Source organism: Arthrobacter sp. E1SS-5 (genome assembly GCF_057073715.1).
Map to the genome: position 1 here is coordinate 1,926,132 of NZ_CP172703.1, position 15,952 is coordinate 1,942,083.

General features: G+C 62.7%; 16 protein-coding genes. 12 read left to right on the plus strand and 4 right to left on the minus strand.

The genetic code is table 11. From position 1 onward, the window contains the following. The first annotated feature begins 650 nt into the window (after nucleotides 1–650). From istA to ACIGJD_RS08940, 6 genes are all read left to right on the plus strand, one after another. The gene (istA, locus tag ACIGJD_RS08915) at nucleotides 651–2,327 is read left to right on the plus strand and encodes an IS21 family transposase (protein ID WP_483689459.1); all 1,677 of its coding nucleotides are present in this window, start codon (nucleotides 651–653) and stop codon (nucleotides 2,325–2,327) included. Next, nucleotides 2,324–3,136 carry an IS21-like element helper ATPase IstB gene (istB, locus tag ACIGJD_RS08920; RefSeq protein WP_483689193.1) on the plus strand — a complete coding sequence of 271 codons (813 nt, stop codon included), beginning with the start codon at nucleotides 2,324–2,326 and terminating at the stop codon, nucleotides 3,134–3,136. The genes istA and istB overlap by 4 nt, the downstream gene beginning before the upstream one ends. Before the next feature lie 496 nt (nucleotides 3,137–3,632). Then, nucleotides 3,633–3,878: a hypothetical protein gene (locus ACIGJD_RS08925; protein WP_483689194.1), complete on the plus strand. Its 246-nt coding sequence runs from the start codon at nucleotides 3,633–3,635 to the stop codon at nucleotides 3,876–3,878. 2 nt (nucleotides 3,879–3,880) lie between these two features. Further along, nucleotides 3,881–4,396, plus strand: a complete 516-nt coding sequence (locus ACIGJD_RS08930) for an RNA polymerase sigma factor (protein WP_483689195.1) — start codon at nucleotides 3,881–3,883, stop codon at nucleotides 4,394–4,396. A 262-nt stretch (nucleotides 4,397–4,658) separates the two neighbouring features. After that, nucleotides 4,659–4,865 (plus strand): ribbon-helix-helix protein, CopG family, encoded by a 207-nt coding sequence (locus ACIGJD_RS08935; RefSeq protein WP_229666519.1) that lies wholly within the window; start codon nucleotides 4,659–4,661, stop codon nucleotides 4,863–4,865. Further along, nucleotides 4,862–5,230 (plus strand): type II toxin-antitoxin system death-on-curing family toxin, encoded by a 369-nt coding sequence (locus tag ACIGJD_RS08940; RefSeq protein WP_483689196.1) that lies wholly within the window; start codon nucleotides 4,862–4,864, stop codon nucleotides 5,228–5,230. Before ACIGJD_RS08935 ends, ACIGJD_RS08940 begins: the two co-directional genes overlap by 4 nt. 629 nt (nucleotides 5,231–5,859) lie before the next feature. Here the strand turns inward: ACIGJD_RS08940 and ACIGJD_RS08945 are convergent. Then, the gene (locus tag ACIGJD_RS08945; protein ID WP_483689197.1) at nucleotides 5,860–7,239 is read right to left on the minus strand and encodes an MFS transporter; all 1,380 of its coding nucleotides are present in this window, start codon (nucleotides 7,237–7,239) and stop codon (nucleotides 5,860–5,862) included. Between the two features lie 653 nt (nucleotides 7,240–7,892). Continuing rightward, complete coding sequence (locus ACIGJD_RS08950) at nucleotides 7,893–8,453, minus strand: hypothetical protein (RefSeq protein WP_483689198.1); 561 nt, start codon at nucleotides 8,451–8,453, stop codon at nucleotides 7,893–7,895. A 319-nt stretch (nucleotides 8,454–8,772) separates the two neighbouring features. Here ACIGJD_RS08950 and ACIGJD_RS08955 point away from each other — a divergent pair, with 319 nt between their 5' ends. Both ACIGJD_RS08955 and ACIGJD_RS08960 read left to right on the plus strand, forming a co-directional pair. Continuing rightward, a complete protein-coding gene (locus ACIGJD_RS08955; RefSeq protein WP_483689199.1) occupies nucleotides 8,773–9,981 on the plus strand; it encodes an aspartate transaminase in 1,209 nt (402 codons plus the stop codon). Nucleotides 9,982–10,014: 33 nt separating this feature from the next. Continuing rightward, nucleotides 10,015–10,710, plus strand: a complete 696-nt coding sequence (locus tag ACIGJD_RS08960) for a 4-carboxy-4-hydroxy-2-oxoadipate aldolase/oxaloacetate decarboxylase (protein ID WP_483689200.1) — start codon at nucleotides 10,015–10,017, stop codon at nucleotides 10,708–10,710. A gap of 142 nt (nucleotides 10,711–10,852) precedes the next feature. On the opposite strand, the gene ACIGJD_RS08965 is transcribed toward ACIGJD_RS08960, so the two are convergent. Together ACIGJD_RS08965 and ACIGJD_RS08970 are read right to left on the minus strand one after the other, a co-directional pair. After that, nucleotides 10,853–11,095 carry a hypothetical protein gene (locus ACIGJD_RS08965; protein ID WP_483689201.1) on the minus strand — a complete coding sequence of 81 codons (243 nt, stop codon included), beginning with the start codon at nucleotides 11,093–11,095 and terminating at the stop codon, nucleotides 10,853–10,855. Between the two features lie 140 nt (nucleotides 11,096–11,235). Further along, on the minus strand, nucleotides 11,236–12,171 hold the full coding sequence (locus ACIGJD_RS08970) for a LysR substrate-binding domain-containing protein (protein ID WP_483689202.1): 936 nt from the start codon (nucleotides 12,169–12,171) through the stop codon (nucleotides 11,236–11,238). Nucleotides 12,172–12,563: 392 nt separating this feature from the next. Here ACIGJD_RS08970 and ACIGJD_RS08975 point away from each other — a divergent pair, with 392 nt between their 5' ends. The 4 genes from ACIGJD_RS08975 (at nucleotide 12,564) to ACIGJD_RS08990 (ending at nucleotide 15,931) form a co-directional block, all read left to right on the plus strand. Next, nucleotides 12,564–13,349 carry a LamB/YcsF family protein gene (locus tag ACIGJD_RS08975; RefSeq protein ID WP_483689203.1) on the plus strand — a complete coding sequence of 262 codons (786 nt, stop codon included), beginning with the start codon at nucleotides 12,564–12,566 and terminating at the stop codon, nucleotides 13,347–13,349. 2 nt (nucleotides 13,350–13,351) lie between these two features. Continuing rightward, complete coding sequence (locus tag ACIGJD_RS08980; RefSeq protein WP_483689204.1) at nucleotides 13,352–14,083, plus strand: 5-oxoprolinase subunit B family protein; 732 nt, start codon at nucleotides 13,352–13,354, stop codon at nucleotides 14,081–14,083. Next, nucleotides 14,080–15,093: a 5-oxoprolinase subunit C family protein gene (locus ACIGJD_RS08985; protein WP_483689205.1), complete on the plus strand. Its 1,014-nt coding sequence runs from the start codon at nucleotides 14,080–14,082 to the stop codon at nucleotides 15,091–15,093. The genes ACIGJD_RS08980 and ACIGJD_RS08985 overlap by 4 nt, the downstream gene beginning before the upstream one ends. A gap of 79 nt (nucleotides 15,094–15,172) precedes the next feature. Beyond that, nucleotides 15,173–15,931 carry an SDR family oxidoreductase gene (locus ACIGJD_RS08990; RefSeq protein WP_483689206.1) on the plus strand — a complete coding sequence of 253 codons (759 nt, stop codon included), beginning with the start codon at nucleotides 15,173–15,175 and terminating at the stop codon, nucleotides 15,929–15,931. The last annotated feature ends 21 nt before the right edge of the window (nucleotides 15,932–15,952 follow it).

A 15,952-nucleotide genomic window follows, 5' to 3' on the forward strand; every position in this document is an offset into this window, starting at 1 on the left:
AGGGCGAGAAAATCCAGAAATACCCCATCACCCACGCCGCAGCCGGCAAAGGCGCGAAGGCCGGAACAACGCGGGCACCCTCCGCAACCAAGACCCAGGCACAAAGCAAGAACCGCACACGCGGCCGTTAGGCGGCACCAAGCAGAAAAGAGCCCCTGCACACTGATGTGTGCAGGGGCTCTTTTCCTGGTTAAAAGGACGGACCGTGTCTGAAGGAAAATCTGTCCTTCGCGAGCTGGTACACATAGGCCCAATCAGTCTCGCTTTTGACTCCTTCAGGGACCTCCAACGGCGGGTCTTCAGTCAAGGTCGCTGTTGGCATCCTGACCATGGATCGCGTCGGTTTTGGATGGAAATGCGCTGTTGGCAGGTGGTAGAGGATTTCGGGGCAGTAGAGCCCAGTATCGGTGAGGTACCAGCCCTGGCTTCCCTGGATGAAGTCCTTGACCTCTCCATCCAAGGGGATTGCGCCCTCGGTTCTCATGCTGGAGTTAACGGCAGCATCGAGTGACTATGGCAGTTTGATTCAGTACCGGTGTGACGGTTTGAATCAGGACCACCTACGACTCGCCGGTTGCTTGTGACGGTTTGAGTCAGGACCACCTCAGTGTTGCTTTCATCTGTTGAAAGCGAGCTTTTGGAGGTTCCGGATGAGGTTGCGCATGGAGCTGTTTGCCAGGATCCGCCGAGACGCCCGCGTGGAGGGCATGTCGATCCGCGGGCTGGCAAAGCAGTACCAGGTTGGCAGAGATACCGTCCGGCAGGCTTTGTCGGATCCTGTCCCGCCGACGAGAAAGACACCGGTGAGGTCATTTCCGAGGCTGGATCCGTTCAAACCTGCCATCGACGCCATGCTGACTGCGGACACGACCGCGCCGAGGAAGCAGCGCCATACCGCGCGGAGGGTCTTGGCTCGGTTGATTGAAGAGCACGGAGCGGAGGAATTGTCGTATTCGACGGTGCGTGACTACGTGCGGGTGCGCCGGGCGCAGATCGATGTGGAAGCGGGCCGCCGGGTCGAGGTGTTTGTGCCGCAGGAACACGAGCCAGGCGCTGAGGCTGAGGTGGATTTCGGTGAGCTCTGGGTGGTGCTCAATGGTGTGAAGACGAAGTGCCACATGTTTGTCTTCCGTCTCTCCCATTCCGGCAAGGCCATCCACCGGGTCTACCCGACGCAGGCGCAGGAAGCTTTTTTGGAAGGCCATGTTGAGGCATTCAATGAGATCGGGGGCGTGCCGGTCAGGCACATCCGCTACGACAATCTCACCAGCGCGGTCACCGCTGTGGTGTTCGGGCAAGGCAGGCAGCGGCAGGAGAACGACCGGTGGGTGTTGTTCCGGTCGTTTTACGGCTTTGATGCTTTCTACTGCCAGCCCGGCATCGGCGGGGCGCACGAAAAGGGCGGGGTGGAGGGCGAAGTGGGTTGGTTCCGCCGGAACCGGCTCTCCCCGATGCCGGTAGTTGAGTCGCTGAAAGAACTCAACGACCGCATCCGGGCCTGGGAAGCCGAGGACGAGCACCGGCGGATCATGGACAGAATCCACACGATTGGTCAGGACTTCGCCAGCGAACAGCCATCCCTGGCACCTTTGCCGGCGGAGGAGTTTGACCCAGGCCTGGTGCTCAACCCGACTGTGGACAGATCTTCGTTGATCACGGTGCGGATGGTGAAGTATTCCGTTCCGGCGCGGTTCATCGGCCGGAAAGTGCGGGTGTCTTTGCGGGCATCTGAAGTCGTGGTGTTCGACGGCCGCGCTGTGGTGGCTCGGCATCAGCGTGTGGCAGCCAGGTCCGGGCAATCAGTTCAACTGGACCACTATCTCGAGGTTCTCAAAACCAAACCCGGGGCCCTGCCCGGCTCCACCGCGTTGGCCCGGGCGCGGCAATCCGGGACGTTCACCAGCGCCCACGAGGCCTTTTGGGCGGCCTCCCGTCGCGTCAATGGGGACGCCGACGGAACCCGGGAACTCATTGACGTCCTTCTCCTTCACCGGTCCATGGACGCCGGAGACGTCCAGGCGGGGATCACCGCGGCGCTGGGGGTGGGAGCTGTCAGTGCCGATGTTGTCGCCGTGGAGGCACGCAGACACGCAGCGGCCTCTAGCTGGGGTGGGTCCGAATCAGACCGTCATCCGGGTGCTCTTGCTGAAGTGAATGTGCAACGAGTTGTCAGCCTGACCCAGCGCCGGCTCATGGACCCGGCAGCAGTCATCGCGGGACTTCCACCCGACAGGCGCCCCATTCCGTCGATTGGCGCATACGACGAGCTGCTGGCCAAACGCACTGGGAATTCCGCAGGACGAGATTCGAAGGAGAACATCTCATGAGCCCCACCGCACCGCCCACCACGATCACGCCGACCTTGCGCCGCCGCCGGGGCCTGACCGAACAGGCCGCGGTTGCCGCCGTGGACCAGGCCTGCCGCCGCTTGCGTCTGCCCACCGTCCGGGCGGTCCTCGAAGAAGCACTCAGCGTCGCAGGGAAAGAACAACTGTCCTACCAAGGTTTCCTGGCCGAGCTGCTGCTGGCCGAGTGCGACGACCGTGACCGGCGCTCCTCGATTCGCCGCGTCAAAGCCGCAAACTTCCCCAGGGACAAATGGCTCGGAGACTTTGATTTCGACTCGAACCAGAACATCAACCCCGCAACCATCCACACCCTCGCAGGGGGCGATTGGATCCGTAAAGGCGCGCCCCTATGCCTCATCGGAGATTCAGGGACCGGTAAATCCCACCTGCTCATCGGTCTCGGCACCGCGGCCGCGGAGAAGGGCTACCGGGTCAAATACACCCTCGCCACCCGGCTAGTGAACGAACTCGTCGAAGCCGCCGATGAGAAAATGCTGGCCAAAACCATCGCCCGCTACGGTCGCGTCGACCTGCTCTGCATCGACGAACTGGGCTATATGGAACTGGACCGGCGCGGCGCCGAACTACTCTTTCAGGTCCTCACCGAACGGGAAGAAAAGAACTCAATCGCCATCGCCTCCAACGAGTCATTCTCCGGCTGGACGAAGACCTTCACCGACCCACGCCTGTGCGCCGCGATCGTGGACCGCCTCACATTCAACGGAACCATCATCGAAACCGGCACAGACTCCTACCGACTCGCCCACACCATCGCCCAACGCGCTTAGCCTTCCTTCCGCTACAACCGTATGGTTCTACCTGGAACCTGCGGTCGATCCGTTCCTGATTTCTCATGTCCTTTGACAAATTCAGCGACTTTGCAACGATTCGGCGCGGGCTGGGAATGAGTAGGTAAAACACCTAGGAGGCGTGATGGATACGACAGACCTCGATTACCAGCTCTCATCGATGGCGGAGCCTTTGCCGCAGACGGCCGAGCTCGAAGCCCGGCGCATCGCCGCCGTGGCCGTGCCGAGCCGCGTCAGAAAGGGGCGGTCTCTGCGACCGCGATGGGTACTTCCCGTAGTTGTGAGCGCTGGAGTGGCGTTGACCGCGGGTGCGGCCACGGCAATCGTGATGATGTCTCACTGGGGAGGTGTCAGCATGCCGCTTGAAAACGTCCGCAATACCGAGCCGATCCCCGTGAATTGGTTGACTGGCACAGGCCATGAGGAGACATGCAGAGCATGGGTTGAGCTGCGAAACCCCAGCCCAGGAGACATTGTGAAGCTCGATTCCGCGATCCACGCTCACGACTGGTCCGGGCTGGGCCAGCGCCTTTACGACGCAGCTGGCAATCGTGCCGATGATCCAGACGGGGAAACACGCGTCAGCGAGGGCCTTACTTCCGAACTCCAGCGCTTCGCCAACGAGACCTTCCCGGGGATCCACTGGCTCAGCGAGAGCGGGCAGAGCGCCGAACGCGCTGTCGATGCCTGGGGCATGACCTGCGCTCCTGAAGCAGAGTGAACATGGGCACTGAGAATCGCGCCACGCGTGTCGAGAACGCCACCAGAGCGCATGCTCCCGCACTGCTCGCATACTTCGCCCGGCGCGTGGAGCAGCCACACGATGCAGCGGACCTGCTCGCAGAAACACTGTTGGTCCTCTGGCGGCGGGCATCATCCCTTCCGGTGGACGACGCAGAAGTCAGGCCCTGGATGTTCGGCATTGGCCGCAATGTGCTCATGCACCATCGGCGGCGTGTGCTCCGCCAACGGGCCATCTCCGACAAGCTGCGAAGCATTTTGTCAGCAACCCCACGTCCCGGTTTCTCCGAGGCCAACGAACACGACTCCCTTCACTGCGCTATCGGGACACTCGACGCGATCGATCAGGACATCATTGGTTTGGTCCACTGGGAGGGGTTCTCGCTAGTCGAAGTAAGCCGGATTATCGGGATGAAGGAAGGGACCGTCCGCAGCCGATACCACCGTGCTCGCACGACCCTCCGGACACAACTCGAAAGACATCTCGCACACCAATGAGAATCTAGCCGCCCACGTGGTGCGGCAAAATTTCCAGGGCAGCGGTCTACGGCCTGGTGGACCTGAATCAGACCGTCTCGGTGGTCTTGAATTACGTTGACATATTCACCGTGTTTTGTCTTAGATTGATGCCCGAGAGGGTTTTCTGAGGCACGACGCCTCCAAGCGAGGTCCGATCCGTACCGGCCACTGAGGTCCAAAGTCTGTCTACCAGACATGGCGTCTAGCAGCGAGGTGGGTACCGTTTTGGTACCATCGGGGGATGGCTATGAATCTTCGTGTCCCTGAGGACCTCGATCGGCGGCTGGAGAAGTTGGCTGCCGAGGAACATACGTCCAAGTCCGCGCTTCTGTTGCAGGGAGCCGAGTTGGTTCTGCAGCGCCACGCACGCCGACGTGAAATCAGCGCCGGTCTTGATTTTGTTATGAGTCATGACGCTGATCTGCTGAAGCGCCTTGAAGACGCGTGACAGCATACCTGGACATTGAGGATGCACTTCAGGTAGTTGATCGGTACGGCTTCCATATCCGTGATGTCGGGTTGTTGGCCTCGGCCTTGGCCAGGCCGGCTACGACTGTCATGGGCGCGGAGGCTTATCCGGAACTCGCGGTGAAGGCGGCAGCGTTGTTGGAGTCGGTTGCCCGGTTCCATCCACTCATTGATGGGAACAAACGGACGGCATGGACGCTTATGGTGCTGCTGCTGTGGATCAACGGTTACCGGCATGACTTCACCACGGATGAAGGCTTCGACCTCGTCATCGGTGTCGCCGCGGGCAGTATCGACTTGCTGGACACTGCCGCCGAGATTTCCAGGCATTTGGTGCCCCGGTAGTAGTCGCCCAGCGCCCCGAAAGGGGGTGTGGACAATGTCCACAGATTTCGCCTCGTACTGGGCCAGAAAGCCTTCGAACTGGCTCGGATTCCGCATGTTTCCGCCGGTTCCCGGTGTTTGCAAGGGCTGGAATGTAGTTCGAGTCCCACCTCGGGCACGACGTTTTCCCTCGTCAGAGGGTTTTTTGCTTTAACGTGTGTACAAAGCTTGCGCTGAGGCGCCTCTGACGCTAGGAGTGCGGGCGATGGCCCGGCCGCCGCGAAGCCTATTCAGGTGTGTGGGGTGGCGGGCTCAGTGTCCTGGCTGCTGGGCGCTCCGCCTGCTGTGACTGGGTTCTTGTGGCTCCTCATTCCGGTTTTCTAGGTGTAGGCCGGCGGTGGCCTACACCTATTCATGAGCCGGGGGAGTGGGAACAACATGACGTCGCAGATCTCCCTACAGGATGCCCCTGGCAGACAGTCCGAGGACCATCCGCGAGAGCGGTAAACCGGTGTTTGTCCTACCAAAAAAAGTGTGGACACTATCCACGCTTACGTCTGCTTTACTGGGTGGCGACAGGGCCGTACATTGACGAAGCCCCGGCCAACATGGGTGTTGGCCGGGGCTTCAATCTAGTTAGCTTTGCCAGGCTAGGCAGGAAGACCTCGCGCTGCCCTGCTCGGAGCCGCGGTTGCGGCAGCAAGGGCGGCCGTTTCTCGCTCGCTCTGCTGCACCTCGTCGAGTTCCTTGAGCGTGTACTTTTTGGTTTCCTTGGCGGTGAGGGCTGAGATTCCTGCCAGGACCATGAACCCGAGTGCGACCAGGGACGGGCCGACCCAATCCTTTAGGTCAGGGCCAGCGAGTGCTGTCGAAAGTACGGGGCCGATGACGCCCGAGATGGCGAAGCCGACCTGGGTACCGAGGGCGAGTCCGGAGACGCGCAGCCGGCCGGGGAACATCTCTGCGAAGAACGATGGCCAGGACGCGTTCACCATTGAGTAGAAGAGGGAGTAGTTGATGATGCCGAACAGGAAGATCAGGGACCAGTTGCCGGTCGTGATGGACCACAGGTAGGGCACCATGGTGATGCCTACGCCGCCGGTTGCGATGAGGAACATCGTTTTGCGGCCGATTTTGTCTACGAGGAATCCTGCCAGGGGTGTGATTCCGAGGGCGATCACGGCCGAGACTGTGGTGGTCAGGAGCATGGTTGGCTTATCCAGCTTGTAGCCGGCGGTCCCGAATGCCACCGAGAAGGTTTGCATCATATAGCTTGTGCCCGCGATGAGTGCACAGAAGACGATTCGCAGCACCGCGCGCCAGTGGAAGCGCAGAAGGTGCCTGAGGGGGGCGACGTTCGCCTCGGCGGCCTGGAGCTTTGCGAACTCGGGCGGCTCCTGGACGTGGCGGCGGATCAGGTACGCGGCGACGACGACGATGGCGGAGGCCCAGAACGGCAGCCGCCAGCCCCAGCTCAGCAACTGGTCCGAGGGCATAGCGGCGATCGGGATGAAGACCAGCAGGGTGAGCAGGGTTCCGGAGGAGGAGCCCAACGTGGTGAAGCTGGCGAGGAAACCGCGTCGGCCTTCGGAAGCATGCTCCAGGCTCATGGTGATGGCGCTGGGCTGTTCGCCGGAAAGGCACAGTCCTTGGATGACGCGGATTAGCACGAGCAGGATGGGCGCCAGGGGACCGATTTGGGCGTACGTGGGCAGGCAGCCGATCAGGAAGGTGCAGCCGCCGATGCCGAACAGTGTGATCATCATGACGAATTTGCGTCCGCGGCGGTCGCCCATCGGTCCCAGGATGAGGGAGCCGAGGGGTCGTACCGCGTAGCCGACCGCGAAGGTGATCATGGCGAGCAGCACGCTGATGCCCTGGGGCAGCTCGGGTGAAAAGAAGAGCACGTTCAGAACCAACGCCGACGAGGTGCCATACACCGCGAAGTCGTAGTACTCCAACGTCGTGCCGATCCAGGCCGCGACTGCGGCCCTGACCGGGGTCTTCCTGGGAAGTGTGGTTTCTGTCATTTCGTCTCCATTGGTGATGGGTGGACACCGGCTGCCGCTGCACCTGGGCTCTCGGAAAGAGATCTCGAGTGAAATATCCGGTTGATCCTGCTGTGAGCTCTCTCGCAAACCGTGTTTACGGCTTTGCGGACCGGCCCCAGACATCAAGTTAACGTTTGCGGTGTGGGTCACACAAAGTCCGCTTTTATGTACCTACATAGCGATTCGTTATGGCATGGAATCGAAGAACGCAGACCTTGGACAGCAGGAAGCTCGAGGTGGAACGGGAGGCCTTGGAGCTGTCCCGCCATCCCTTAGTTCTCAGCGTTGGCGGCTAATGGCGGGCGAGCACTGCTGAGGCTCAGAGGGTGCAACTCGAGTCACAGTCAGTGGCCAGCCGCGCAATTCTGTGGCGACGACGGCGGCTTGCGCTCGGACGGCGCCTCGCCCCTGGCAGGTACTTTTGAGGGCATCAGAGGTGCTGACCGAGGAATTCGGTGGCGATCCGCTGCCAACTGGCTGACTCTTGCGGGCCCTTGGGACTGCTGCACGAGTGTGCCTCGTGATTCGTAACCCACTGGGCTTAGGCTGGCCGAAACACGAGTCCTTTATCCTCGGGCGGAAGACCGCTGGCAGCGGATCAGGCCGGAAAGGTCAACGTGGTTAGGCCCCACCTAAGCGACGCCCCTGGTCACTTTTCGGATCTCGTCGGACTTCAGTCCGCTTGCTCCGGCGAGTTGGTAGTCGTCGAGGAGCCGCGATTTCCTGGCCAGGGCCAGTATCTGCCTACGTTGTTCTTCCGCGCTCCTCCGGGCGCCCGCGGCTGCCGCCAATTCCGCGGCCGTCCCTGCAATGAGGTCAAGGTGCCCGCTTCGGGTTTGGCCTGACGGGTACAGCTCGCCGCGTGCCACCGCGGCAGACCGGATACTGGCGCCAGGCAGGCCGGCGGCCTGTGCGAGGGCGGCCACCTTCACGCCATCACACAGGGCCTGGGCAATGCAGTCACCCAGCTCGGTGGTGAGGGCACGCACCCTGCTGGACCGGAGTGCGATGGTCGTCCGCAGTTGGGCCAGCGTGGCCAGGATTTCCTGGGCCCGGGCTGCGGCCGGATCCCGCTTTGGTGCGCCCCGGTACCGGTAAGCGCGCGGCGCACCGTTGCCTGTCCCGTTACGTACTGCAAGCGGATGCGTCCGTTCATATACCTGGCTTCCGGCCACCTCTGCTCCTTGATCCATAGCCGTTCCGTGTCCGTACGCAGGTGTTGCAGCCGTTCGCGGCCTGCCAAAGGCGCGCCCGATGCCTGGCGGACGTTGCACAACGCGCGGGCCGCCGTCGTACTCCTCCTTGCGGCGCCGTTGTCCACCCTGCACGTTACGCCGCGCCAAAGCCGGTCGGGCAATACTGAAAGTACGTGGTGCTATAGGGGGATGCTGTGGCTGCTCCGTCATAAGGGCTTCTTATCCGTCCACGCACTTTAGGTCTTATCCAAGGCGGTCCCTTCTTCCCTAGGCTCGAATGAATCCCACTCATCGTCCTGGAACCCTGGAAGAGAACATGCCTGAATTCGTGCCTGCCTCACGTGTAACCCGTATCAAATCTTCGCCGAGCGTGGCCGCGGCGGCCCGGGTGAGGGAGCTCAAGGCTGAGGGCCGGCGGATCCTGGACCTGACCGTTGGTGAGCCGGACTTCGATACCCCGCAGCACATCAAGGACGCCGCCATTGCAGCCATCGGCCGCGGCGAAACCAAGTACACGTCCGTCACGGGCACTCCCGAACTCCAGAAGGCCATCCTGCAGACGCTGGAACGCAAGACCGGACAGCAGTACACGCCAGGCGAGATCACCATCGGCGGCGGCGGAAAGCAGGTCATTTTCACTGCCTTTATGGCCACCCTCGATGCCGGGGACGAGGTGGTGATCCCTGCCCCTTACTGGGTGTCCTACCCTGACATGGTGCTGGCCAACGAGGGCACCCCCGTGATCGTTCCCTGTGGCGAGGAGACCGGCTTCAAGCTCACCCCCGCAGCCCTGGCCAACGCGCTCACCGACAACACCAAGTGGGTCATCCTCAATACGCCCTCCAACCCCACCGGTGCCGTCTACTCACGCGAAGAGCTGGCCGGCCTGGCCGCCGTCCTTAAGGATCACCCCTCCGTCTACGTCCTCACCGACGAGATCTACGACGAAATCCACTTCGGCGCCGAACCCATTACCAGCCTGGTGGCGGTGGCACCCGAACTCAAGAACCGCGTGCTGGTCACCAACGGAGTCTCCAAAGCGTACGCCATGACAGGATGGCGGCTGGGATACGCGGGTGGTCCGGCGCCCCTGGTGGCCGCCATCAACAAACTGCAGTCCCAAATGTCCTCCTGCCCGTCGTCCGTCAGCCAGGCTGCCGCCGACGCGGCACTCACCGGGGACCAGACATTCGTGCGCGACAGCATGGAGGTGTACCGGGAGCGGCGGGACAGGGCAGTTGCCGGCCTCAACGCCGTCGAAGGTTTGCACTGCGCGACGCCGGACGGCGCCTTCTACGCCTACGTCAACTGCGGTGGTGCGATTGGAAAGACGACGCCGGAGGGCAAGCAGATTGCCAACGACGAGGACTTCACCATCTACCTGCTCGAGGCGGCTTCCGTAGCAGTTATCCAGGGCTCGGCGTACGGCCTGAGCCCCTACTTCCGGATCTCCTACGCCACCGGGCTGCCCGTGATCGAAGAATCCATCGCTGCCATCGAAAAAGCCGTCCGGGCTTTGGCCTGATCACACCCAACCTTCACCTACAGGAGCAATGCCATGATCCATGTCAAGACAAAATTCGACCGGCCCTCTGAAGATGCCATCCAGCGGCTCTCCAAGTTCTCCTCCGCCACAGTCCACGAGGCGCAGGGCCGTAAAGGCGCCCTGAGCTCGAAGATCAAGCCCATCGACCGCAGCATGTCCTTCTGCGGCCCGGCCGTCACCGTTGTCTGCGCGCCGCGCGACAACCTGATGCTCCAGGTGGCCATCCACTATGCCCAAAAGGGTGACGTTGTCCTGGTTGCAGCCGGAGAGTACGAGGAGGCCGGAACGTTCGGCGACGTGCTGGGCAATGCCATGAAGGCGAAGGGCGTGGCCGGCATGGTCACAGACTCGGGCGTCCGAGACACCAAGGACCTGATCGAACTTGGCCTGCCGGTCTTCTCCGGAAGTGTCTGCATCAAGGGAACGGTCAAGGAAACCATTGGCCCCATCAACCACCCGTTGGTTTTCGGCGATGAGATCGTCCACCCGGGCGACGTCCTGTTGGGCGACGCCGACGGCGTGGTGGTGGTCCGCAAGGACGAGATCGAGGAAGTCATCGGACTGTCCCAGGCACGCGTGGACGCCGAGGACGACCTCATCCGCCGCTACAAGGAAGGCGGCACCACCATTGAGCTGTGCAAGCTCACCGACGTGCTGAAGGCCAAGGGGCTGCTCGTTGAGGATGCGGAGCTGGAGCCTGCGCTGTAGCTCCGTCCGTTGCCGGGTAGCTGCCGTTATGCCTCCTCATAACGGCAGCTACCCAGCATTCGACGGTTAAAACCAAGAGGCCCGGGTTCCTTTCGGAACTCCGGGCCTTGCCTCTTGCGGCTTCTTCGGGCCGGAGGCCTGCTCAGTTCATGCCGGGCAGGAGGTACGCGGGGGGACCCACTTGGGAATCGTCCAGGTACCACATGGTGGCGCCGCTCTTGCCCGGCGGCATCATGCTTCCCTCGAAGACGAACACCGGCTCTGCGGCGGGGCCGTCCTCGGGCCGCCAGAAGCCGTTGGTGGGGCAGTGCGACCCGGTGCCCGCTTTGAGCTGGATTCTTCTTTCCGAAGTTTTCCGGTATTGAAGGCTGGTGATCTTTTTCATGGCTGGGCTCCAAGGAATTTATTTGCGAGGAAGCGCTGTTATTCAGCGACCCTTTATGGCATTTATCCTAGGACTGTCGGTGGGGGCTGAATAAGACGAAACAAGAGTGCCCTGATAAGCCGGCCTTATGGTGCCGCCGGTCATTTGGCCGGCAGTGGAGGGTATTTGCTGCGGAGTATTTCCTGGAGCATTTCCTTGAGGACGAGCAGGACCGCTGAACCGGCCTCGGACAAGGGCTCGTGGTCGGGCGTGCACAGCGCGATCTTGCACTGCAGTGCGGGCTCGATGATCCGCAGGACGCGGAAGTCCTCCTCATGGAACAGGGCATCCGCCGCGGACTTGGGCAGGATAGTCGCCCCGAGGTCCGTGCGCAGCAGCCGGGTGAGGGAGGGCACGGATTCCACCTCGCCTACCAGCTTCAGCTTCAGGCCCTTGTTTTCGATGCCTGCCTGCACCACCTGGCGCAGCGTATGGATCTGCTCCGGCAGGAAAAGGCCCAGCGTCGACACTTCTTCCAGGGTGATGGACTCCGCGTCCGCCGAGACCGGCAATTCCCGGCGAGTGTTCACGATCAGGTACAGGTCCTCCACGATCAAGGTGGTGAACTGTACCCCGCGGATGGGGCCGGGCTCGTAGATGAGCGCCATGTCCAGGCGCCCGTTCTTGATGGCCTCACTCAGCACCCCGCCGTAGATTTCGGTCACGTGGAGGACAATATCGGGGTAGCGCCGTGCCACCTCACTGATGATCCGCGGGGTGAGGCTGGACGCCATGCTGTACGGTGCGATTGCGATGGAGACGCGGCCGGAGGGGGCGGCACCGGAGGCTGCGACGTCATTCCTGGCCTGCTCCACCAGGCGCAGTATGGTCTGGGCGTGCCGGTAGAGGGTGTGGCCCGCCGCGGTGGGCTCGACGCCCTGCTTGCTGCGGATAAGGAGCCTTTGCTTGAGGTCGGTCTCGAGGGCAGACACCTGCTGGCTCAGGGCGGGCTGTGCCACATGGAGTGCGGCCGCCGCTTTGGTGATGCTTCCTGAGTCGACGATCTTGACGAAGTACGCCAGCTTACGGGTGTCCATAGCGCTCCTCTTTCCGGCGGGGACGGCACAGTACGTGGGGGTCATACGTTGGCGCTATGGCGGGACAGGCATTACGTCTTTGTGTGATCCGAGTCTCGGGCATAGGTTAATTGCAGATGACTTATCAGTGACTAGAACATTCTATCCCTGCGGCGGGCATAGCCGTTTCCAATGACAGCATTTATTTCCTGCATAAAGCGGGGCAGGGTTGTCTGGTTGCGTGATATTCAAACTTCTGAAACAAGCTCCAATACATTCTTTGGGTCGGCGTGATTCACGCTGGCGGGGTCATAACCGTCCCCTATCCCGTGACATGGATTATGTCTTTGTGTGGTCGAAATCCCGGTGCCACACTCATTTATGCCCGAACACCCAGCAGAGGAAGGCCCGAAATGCCTGCAGTCGATCTTGTCGCGGATCTTGGTGAAGGCTTTGGTGCCTACTCGATTGGTGACGACAAGGCCCTCCTGGACATCGTGTCCAGCGCAAACATCGCCTGCGGCTTTCATGCAGGCGACCCCGACATCATGAATGCCACGGTGGCCGAATGTGTCCGCAAGGGCGTTGGTATCGGAGCACACCCAAGCTTTCCGGACCTGCGTGGCTTCGGCCGCCGGGCCATGGACCTCACGGCTGACGAAGTCCGCAACGACGTCATCTACCAACTGGGGGCCTTGACCGCGTTCGCCGCCTATCACGGCGGCTCCGTCTCCCATCTGGCACCTCATGGCCGCCTGGGCAACCTCGTGGCAACCAGGGCTGACTACGCCCAGGCCGTCGCCGACGCTGCCGTCCGCGTCAACCCTGGCCTGATCGTACTTGCCCAGGACGGGGAACTGGCTAATGCGGCGACGGATCGCGGACTTCGGGTGGCCATTGTTGGCATCGCCGACCGGGCTTACCAGAAGGACGGTACGCTGGTGCCGCGCAGCCAGCCCGGCGCCGTCATCCATGACCCCGCCGTCATTGTGCAGCGCACCGTCCGGATGGTCTGCGAAGGCCTTATTGAAACCGCGTCCGGCAGCGACCTGCCCATCCAGGCGGACACGGTACTGCTGCACGGGGACAGCCCCGGCGCCGTCGAACTGGCCCGCCTGATACGCAGCGAGCTGGTCGCCGCAGGCGTCACCATCGCCCCGGTGGCCCAAGTCCTCGACGCGAAGCAAGAGGTTTCCTGACCATGACCGTCTCAGCAACAACGCCCCGGAAAGCTTTGGAGATCTACGAGTCCGGCGATGCGGCCCTGCGCGTGGTGGCCCAATCAGGCGACCCGGAAGCCGACTGGGCAACCGTCCACTCCCTGGCTGCCTGGCTGGCAACGGCCGGCGTCGAAGGCCTCCATGGCGCCGTTCCCACCTACGATTCGGTCCTGGTCGAATTCGATCCGTACCTCACTTCTCCACGTCAGGTCCGGGCGTTCGTCCTGCTGGGCATGCGCCAGCTGGACTTCACCGGAACCGTTTTGCGCGAGCCCCGCCGGTTCGAGGTGCCGGTCGTGTACGGCGGCGAATTCGGGCCCGACCTTGAACGCGTGGCGGAGCACCAGGGCCTGGACGTTGGGGACATCATCGCGCGCCACACGGAAAAGACCTATGTCATCCGCTGCCTGGGCGCGCCGGCAGGATCTCCGATGATGGACGGGCCGGACTTCCCCGTCCCGGTGCCCCGGCTGAAAGACCCCCGGTTATCGGTCCCCGCCGGTGCCGTGTCCGTCGCCGGACGCCAGGCAGTGATTGCCCCGGCCGTTGCACCTGGCGGCTGGTGCGTCATTGGGCAGACCCCCCTGTCTGTCCTGGACGTATCCCGTGAACCGCTGGTGCCCTACGTCCCCGGCGACGAGCTGCGTTTCTACCGGATCCCCGCAGACGACTTTGGAAACTTCGCCGGGCAGTTCCTGGAGGCGCGGCCATGACCGGTTCACTCGTCATCCTGCAGCCTGGCCACTCCGTAGTCACCGATCTTGGCCGGACACAGGGGCCCGCCTTTGGCCTACCTGTCAACGGTGCCCTGGACCAGTTTTCCGCCAAGGCCGCAAACATCCTCGCCGGCAACGAAGAGAACCAGCCGCTGCTGGAACTGACCGCCCTGGACTTTAGGATGCGCGCCACTACAGACCTCCTGATCGCGGTCACCGGTGCGACCCTTGACCTCACCGTCGGTGGCCGCGAGTGCCCGCAGTGGGAGCCGGTGTCCGTCCGGGCAGGCGAGGTCGTGGCGGTGCGGGGGATCCGGACCGGACTGCGCGCCTACATCGCCGTCCATGGATCCTTCACCGTCCCCCGGCTGCTGGGCAGCTGCGCGCCGGACACTGTCGTCGGTTTCGGACTGAAACTCGTGGAGGGCTTCCGTCTGGAAACGCGCACGACGACGGCCCCCATCACCCAGCCACACTTCGGGCTGCCGCTGTTCCGTCTTGGCCTCACCAAACCCGCCTTCACCACCAGCCCTGTCATCGACGTCACCGACGGGCCGGACGTGGCGGAATTCGGGGACACAGCGGACTTGCTGTTCACTACGCAGTACACCGTGAGCCCCCGCAGCAACCACATCGGGCTCCGGCTCGGTGGCGCCCTTCCCGAGCGCCAGCTCACGTCGGAAGTGCTCTCCCGCGGCGTTCCGGTCGGGGCCATCGAGGTGCCGTCCCGGGAAGAGCTGCTGGTCCTGCACCGCGGACGCGGTGTCACAGCGGGCTACCCGGTCCTCGCCGTGGTCACCAGCCGCTCCCTGGACCTCCTGGCTCAGGCCAGACCGGGACACAACGTCACCTTTCGAAAGACAACCGTGGCTGAAGCAACGGCAACACATCGGGCGGCGTGCCTTGAACTGGACAGGCTCCGCAGCACCATCCAAACCGTCTTCGGACTGCTCGGCATCGGCGCCGGTGAGCGCTGGCATCAACTCAGCCCAGCGTCAGGAGCCTGACCACCCCCGACCATCAGTCCAGAGGTCCGGTCCCGTGCCGGACCAAGGCCACCCACCATTCCCCACCTTTGGAGAACCAATGTCCTTTTCTGACTACACCACCGCCCTCGTCACCGGAGCATCCACCGGCATGGGCGCCGCCATCGCCGAACGCCTCACCAAGCGCGGCCTCACCGTCCATGCCGTGGCCCGCAACGAGGAACGCCTTGCCGAACTGGCTGACCGCACGGGAGCAGTCCCGCACGTGGTGGACCTGACCGACACCGCCGCGCTGACCGCCGTCGTAAGCGGCCTCAAGGTGGACGTGCTGATTAACTGCGCTGGCGTCTCCCGCCCCGGCAACATCCTGGACTCCTCGGAGCAAGACGTCGACGAACTGGTGGACGTGAACCTCCGCGGACTGCTGCAGCTCACCCGCCTGGTGCTGCCCGGAATGGTCGAGCGGGACCTCGGCCACATCGTCAACATCAGCTCCATCGCCGCTACCTACAACTTCTATGGCCACACGGTCTACCACGCGACCAAGGCCGCCGTGCACCAGACCTCCCGACAGCTCCGCAACGACACCGTGGGCAAGCGCATCCGCGTCACCGAAATCTGCCCGGGCCGCGTGGAGACCGAGATTTTCGGCCGGAACATGGGCGGCAGCCCCGAGGCTATGAAAGAGGCTTGGGAGACGTACTACGAAGGCTACGAGTCACTGACCACCGATGACATTGTCAACGCCCTGGATTACGCCATCGAAACCCCGCGGCACGTGAATGTTGGCATGCTTGAACTCATGCCCACCTTCCAGGTCCCGGGCGGCCTGGTCTTCGACCGCCGGGTTGAAGACTAGCCCAGCAGCAATGTTCCGCCC

Excerpts from the sequence above, each read along its gene's own strand:
- istA (WP_483689459.1), top strand. The coding sequence starts at position 651 with ATGAGGTTGCGCATGGAGCTGTTTGCCAGGATCCGCCGAGACGCCCGC.
- istB (WP_483689193.1), top strand. The coding sequence starts at position 2,324 with ATGAGCCCCACCGCACCGCCCACCACGATCACGCCGACCTTGCGCCGC.
- ACIGJD_RS08930 (WP_483689195.1), top strand. The coding sequence starts at position 3,881 with ATGGGCACTGAGAATCGCGCCACGCGTGTCGAGAACGCCACCAGAGCG.
- ACIGJD_RS08935 (WP_229666519.1), top strand. The coding sequence starts at position 4,659 with ATGGCTATGAATCTTCGTGTCCCTGAGGACCTCGATCGGCGGCTGGAG.
- ACIGJD_RS08945 (WP_483689197.1), bottom strand. The coding sequence starts at position 7,239 with ATGACAGAAACCACACTTCCCAGGAAGACCCCGGTCAGGGCCGCAGTC.
- ACIGJD_RS08950 (WP_483689198.1), bottom strand. The coding sequence starts at position 8,453 with ATGGATCAAGGAGCAGAGGTGGCCGGAAGCCAGGTATATGAACGGACG.
- ACIGJD_RS08955 (WP_483689199.1), top strand. The coding sequence starts at position 8,773 with ATGCCTGAATTCGTGCCTGCCTCACGTGTAACCCGTATCAAATCTTCG.
- ACIGJD_RS08960 (WP_483689200.1), top strand. The coding sequence starts at position 10,015 with ATGATCCATGTCAAGACAAAATTCGACCGGCCCTCTGAAGATGCCATC.
- ACIGJD_RS08965 (WP_483689201.1), bottom strand. The coding sequence starts at position 11,095 with ATGAAAAAGATCACCAGCCTTCAATACCGGAAAACTTCGGAAAGAAGA.
- ACIGJD_RS08970 (WP_483689202.1), bottom strand. The coding sequence starts at position 12,171 with ATGGACACCCGTAAGCTGGCGTACTTCGTCAAGATCGTCGACTCAGGA.
- ACIGJD_RS08975 (WP_483689203.1), top strand. The coding sequence starts at position 12,564 with ATGCCTGCAGTCGATCTTGTCGCGGATCTTGGTGAAGGCTTTGGTGCC.
- ACIGJD_RS08980 (WP_483689204.1), top strand. The coding sequence starts at position 13,352 with ATGACCGTCTCAGCAACAACGCCCCGGAAAGCTTTGGAGATCTACGAG.
- ACIGJD_RS08985 (WP_483689205.1), top strand. The coding sequence starts at position 14,080 with ATGACCGGTTCACTCGTCATCCTGCAGCCTGGCCACTCCGTAGTCACC.
- ACIGJD_RS08990 (WP_483689206.1), top strand. The coding sequence starts at position 15,173 with ATGTCCTTTTCTGACTACACCACCGCCCTCGTCACCGGAGCATCCACC.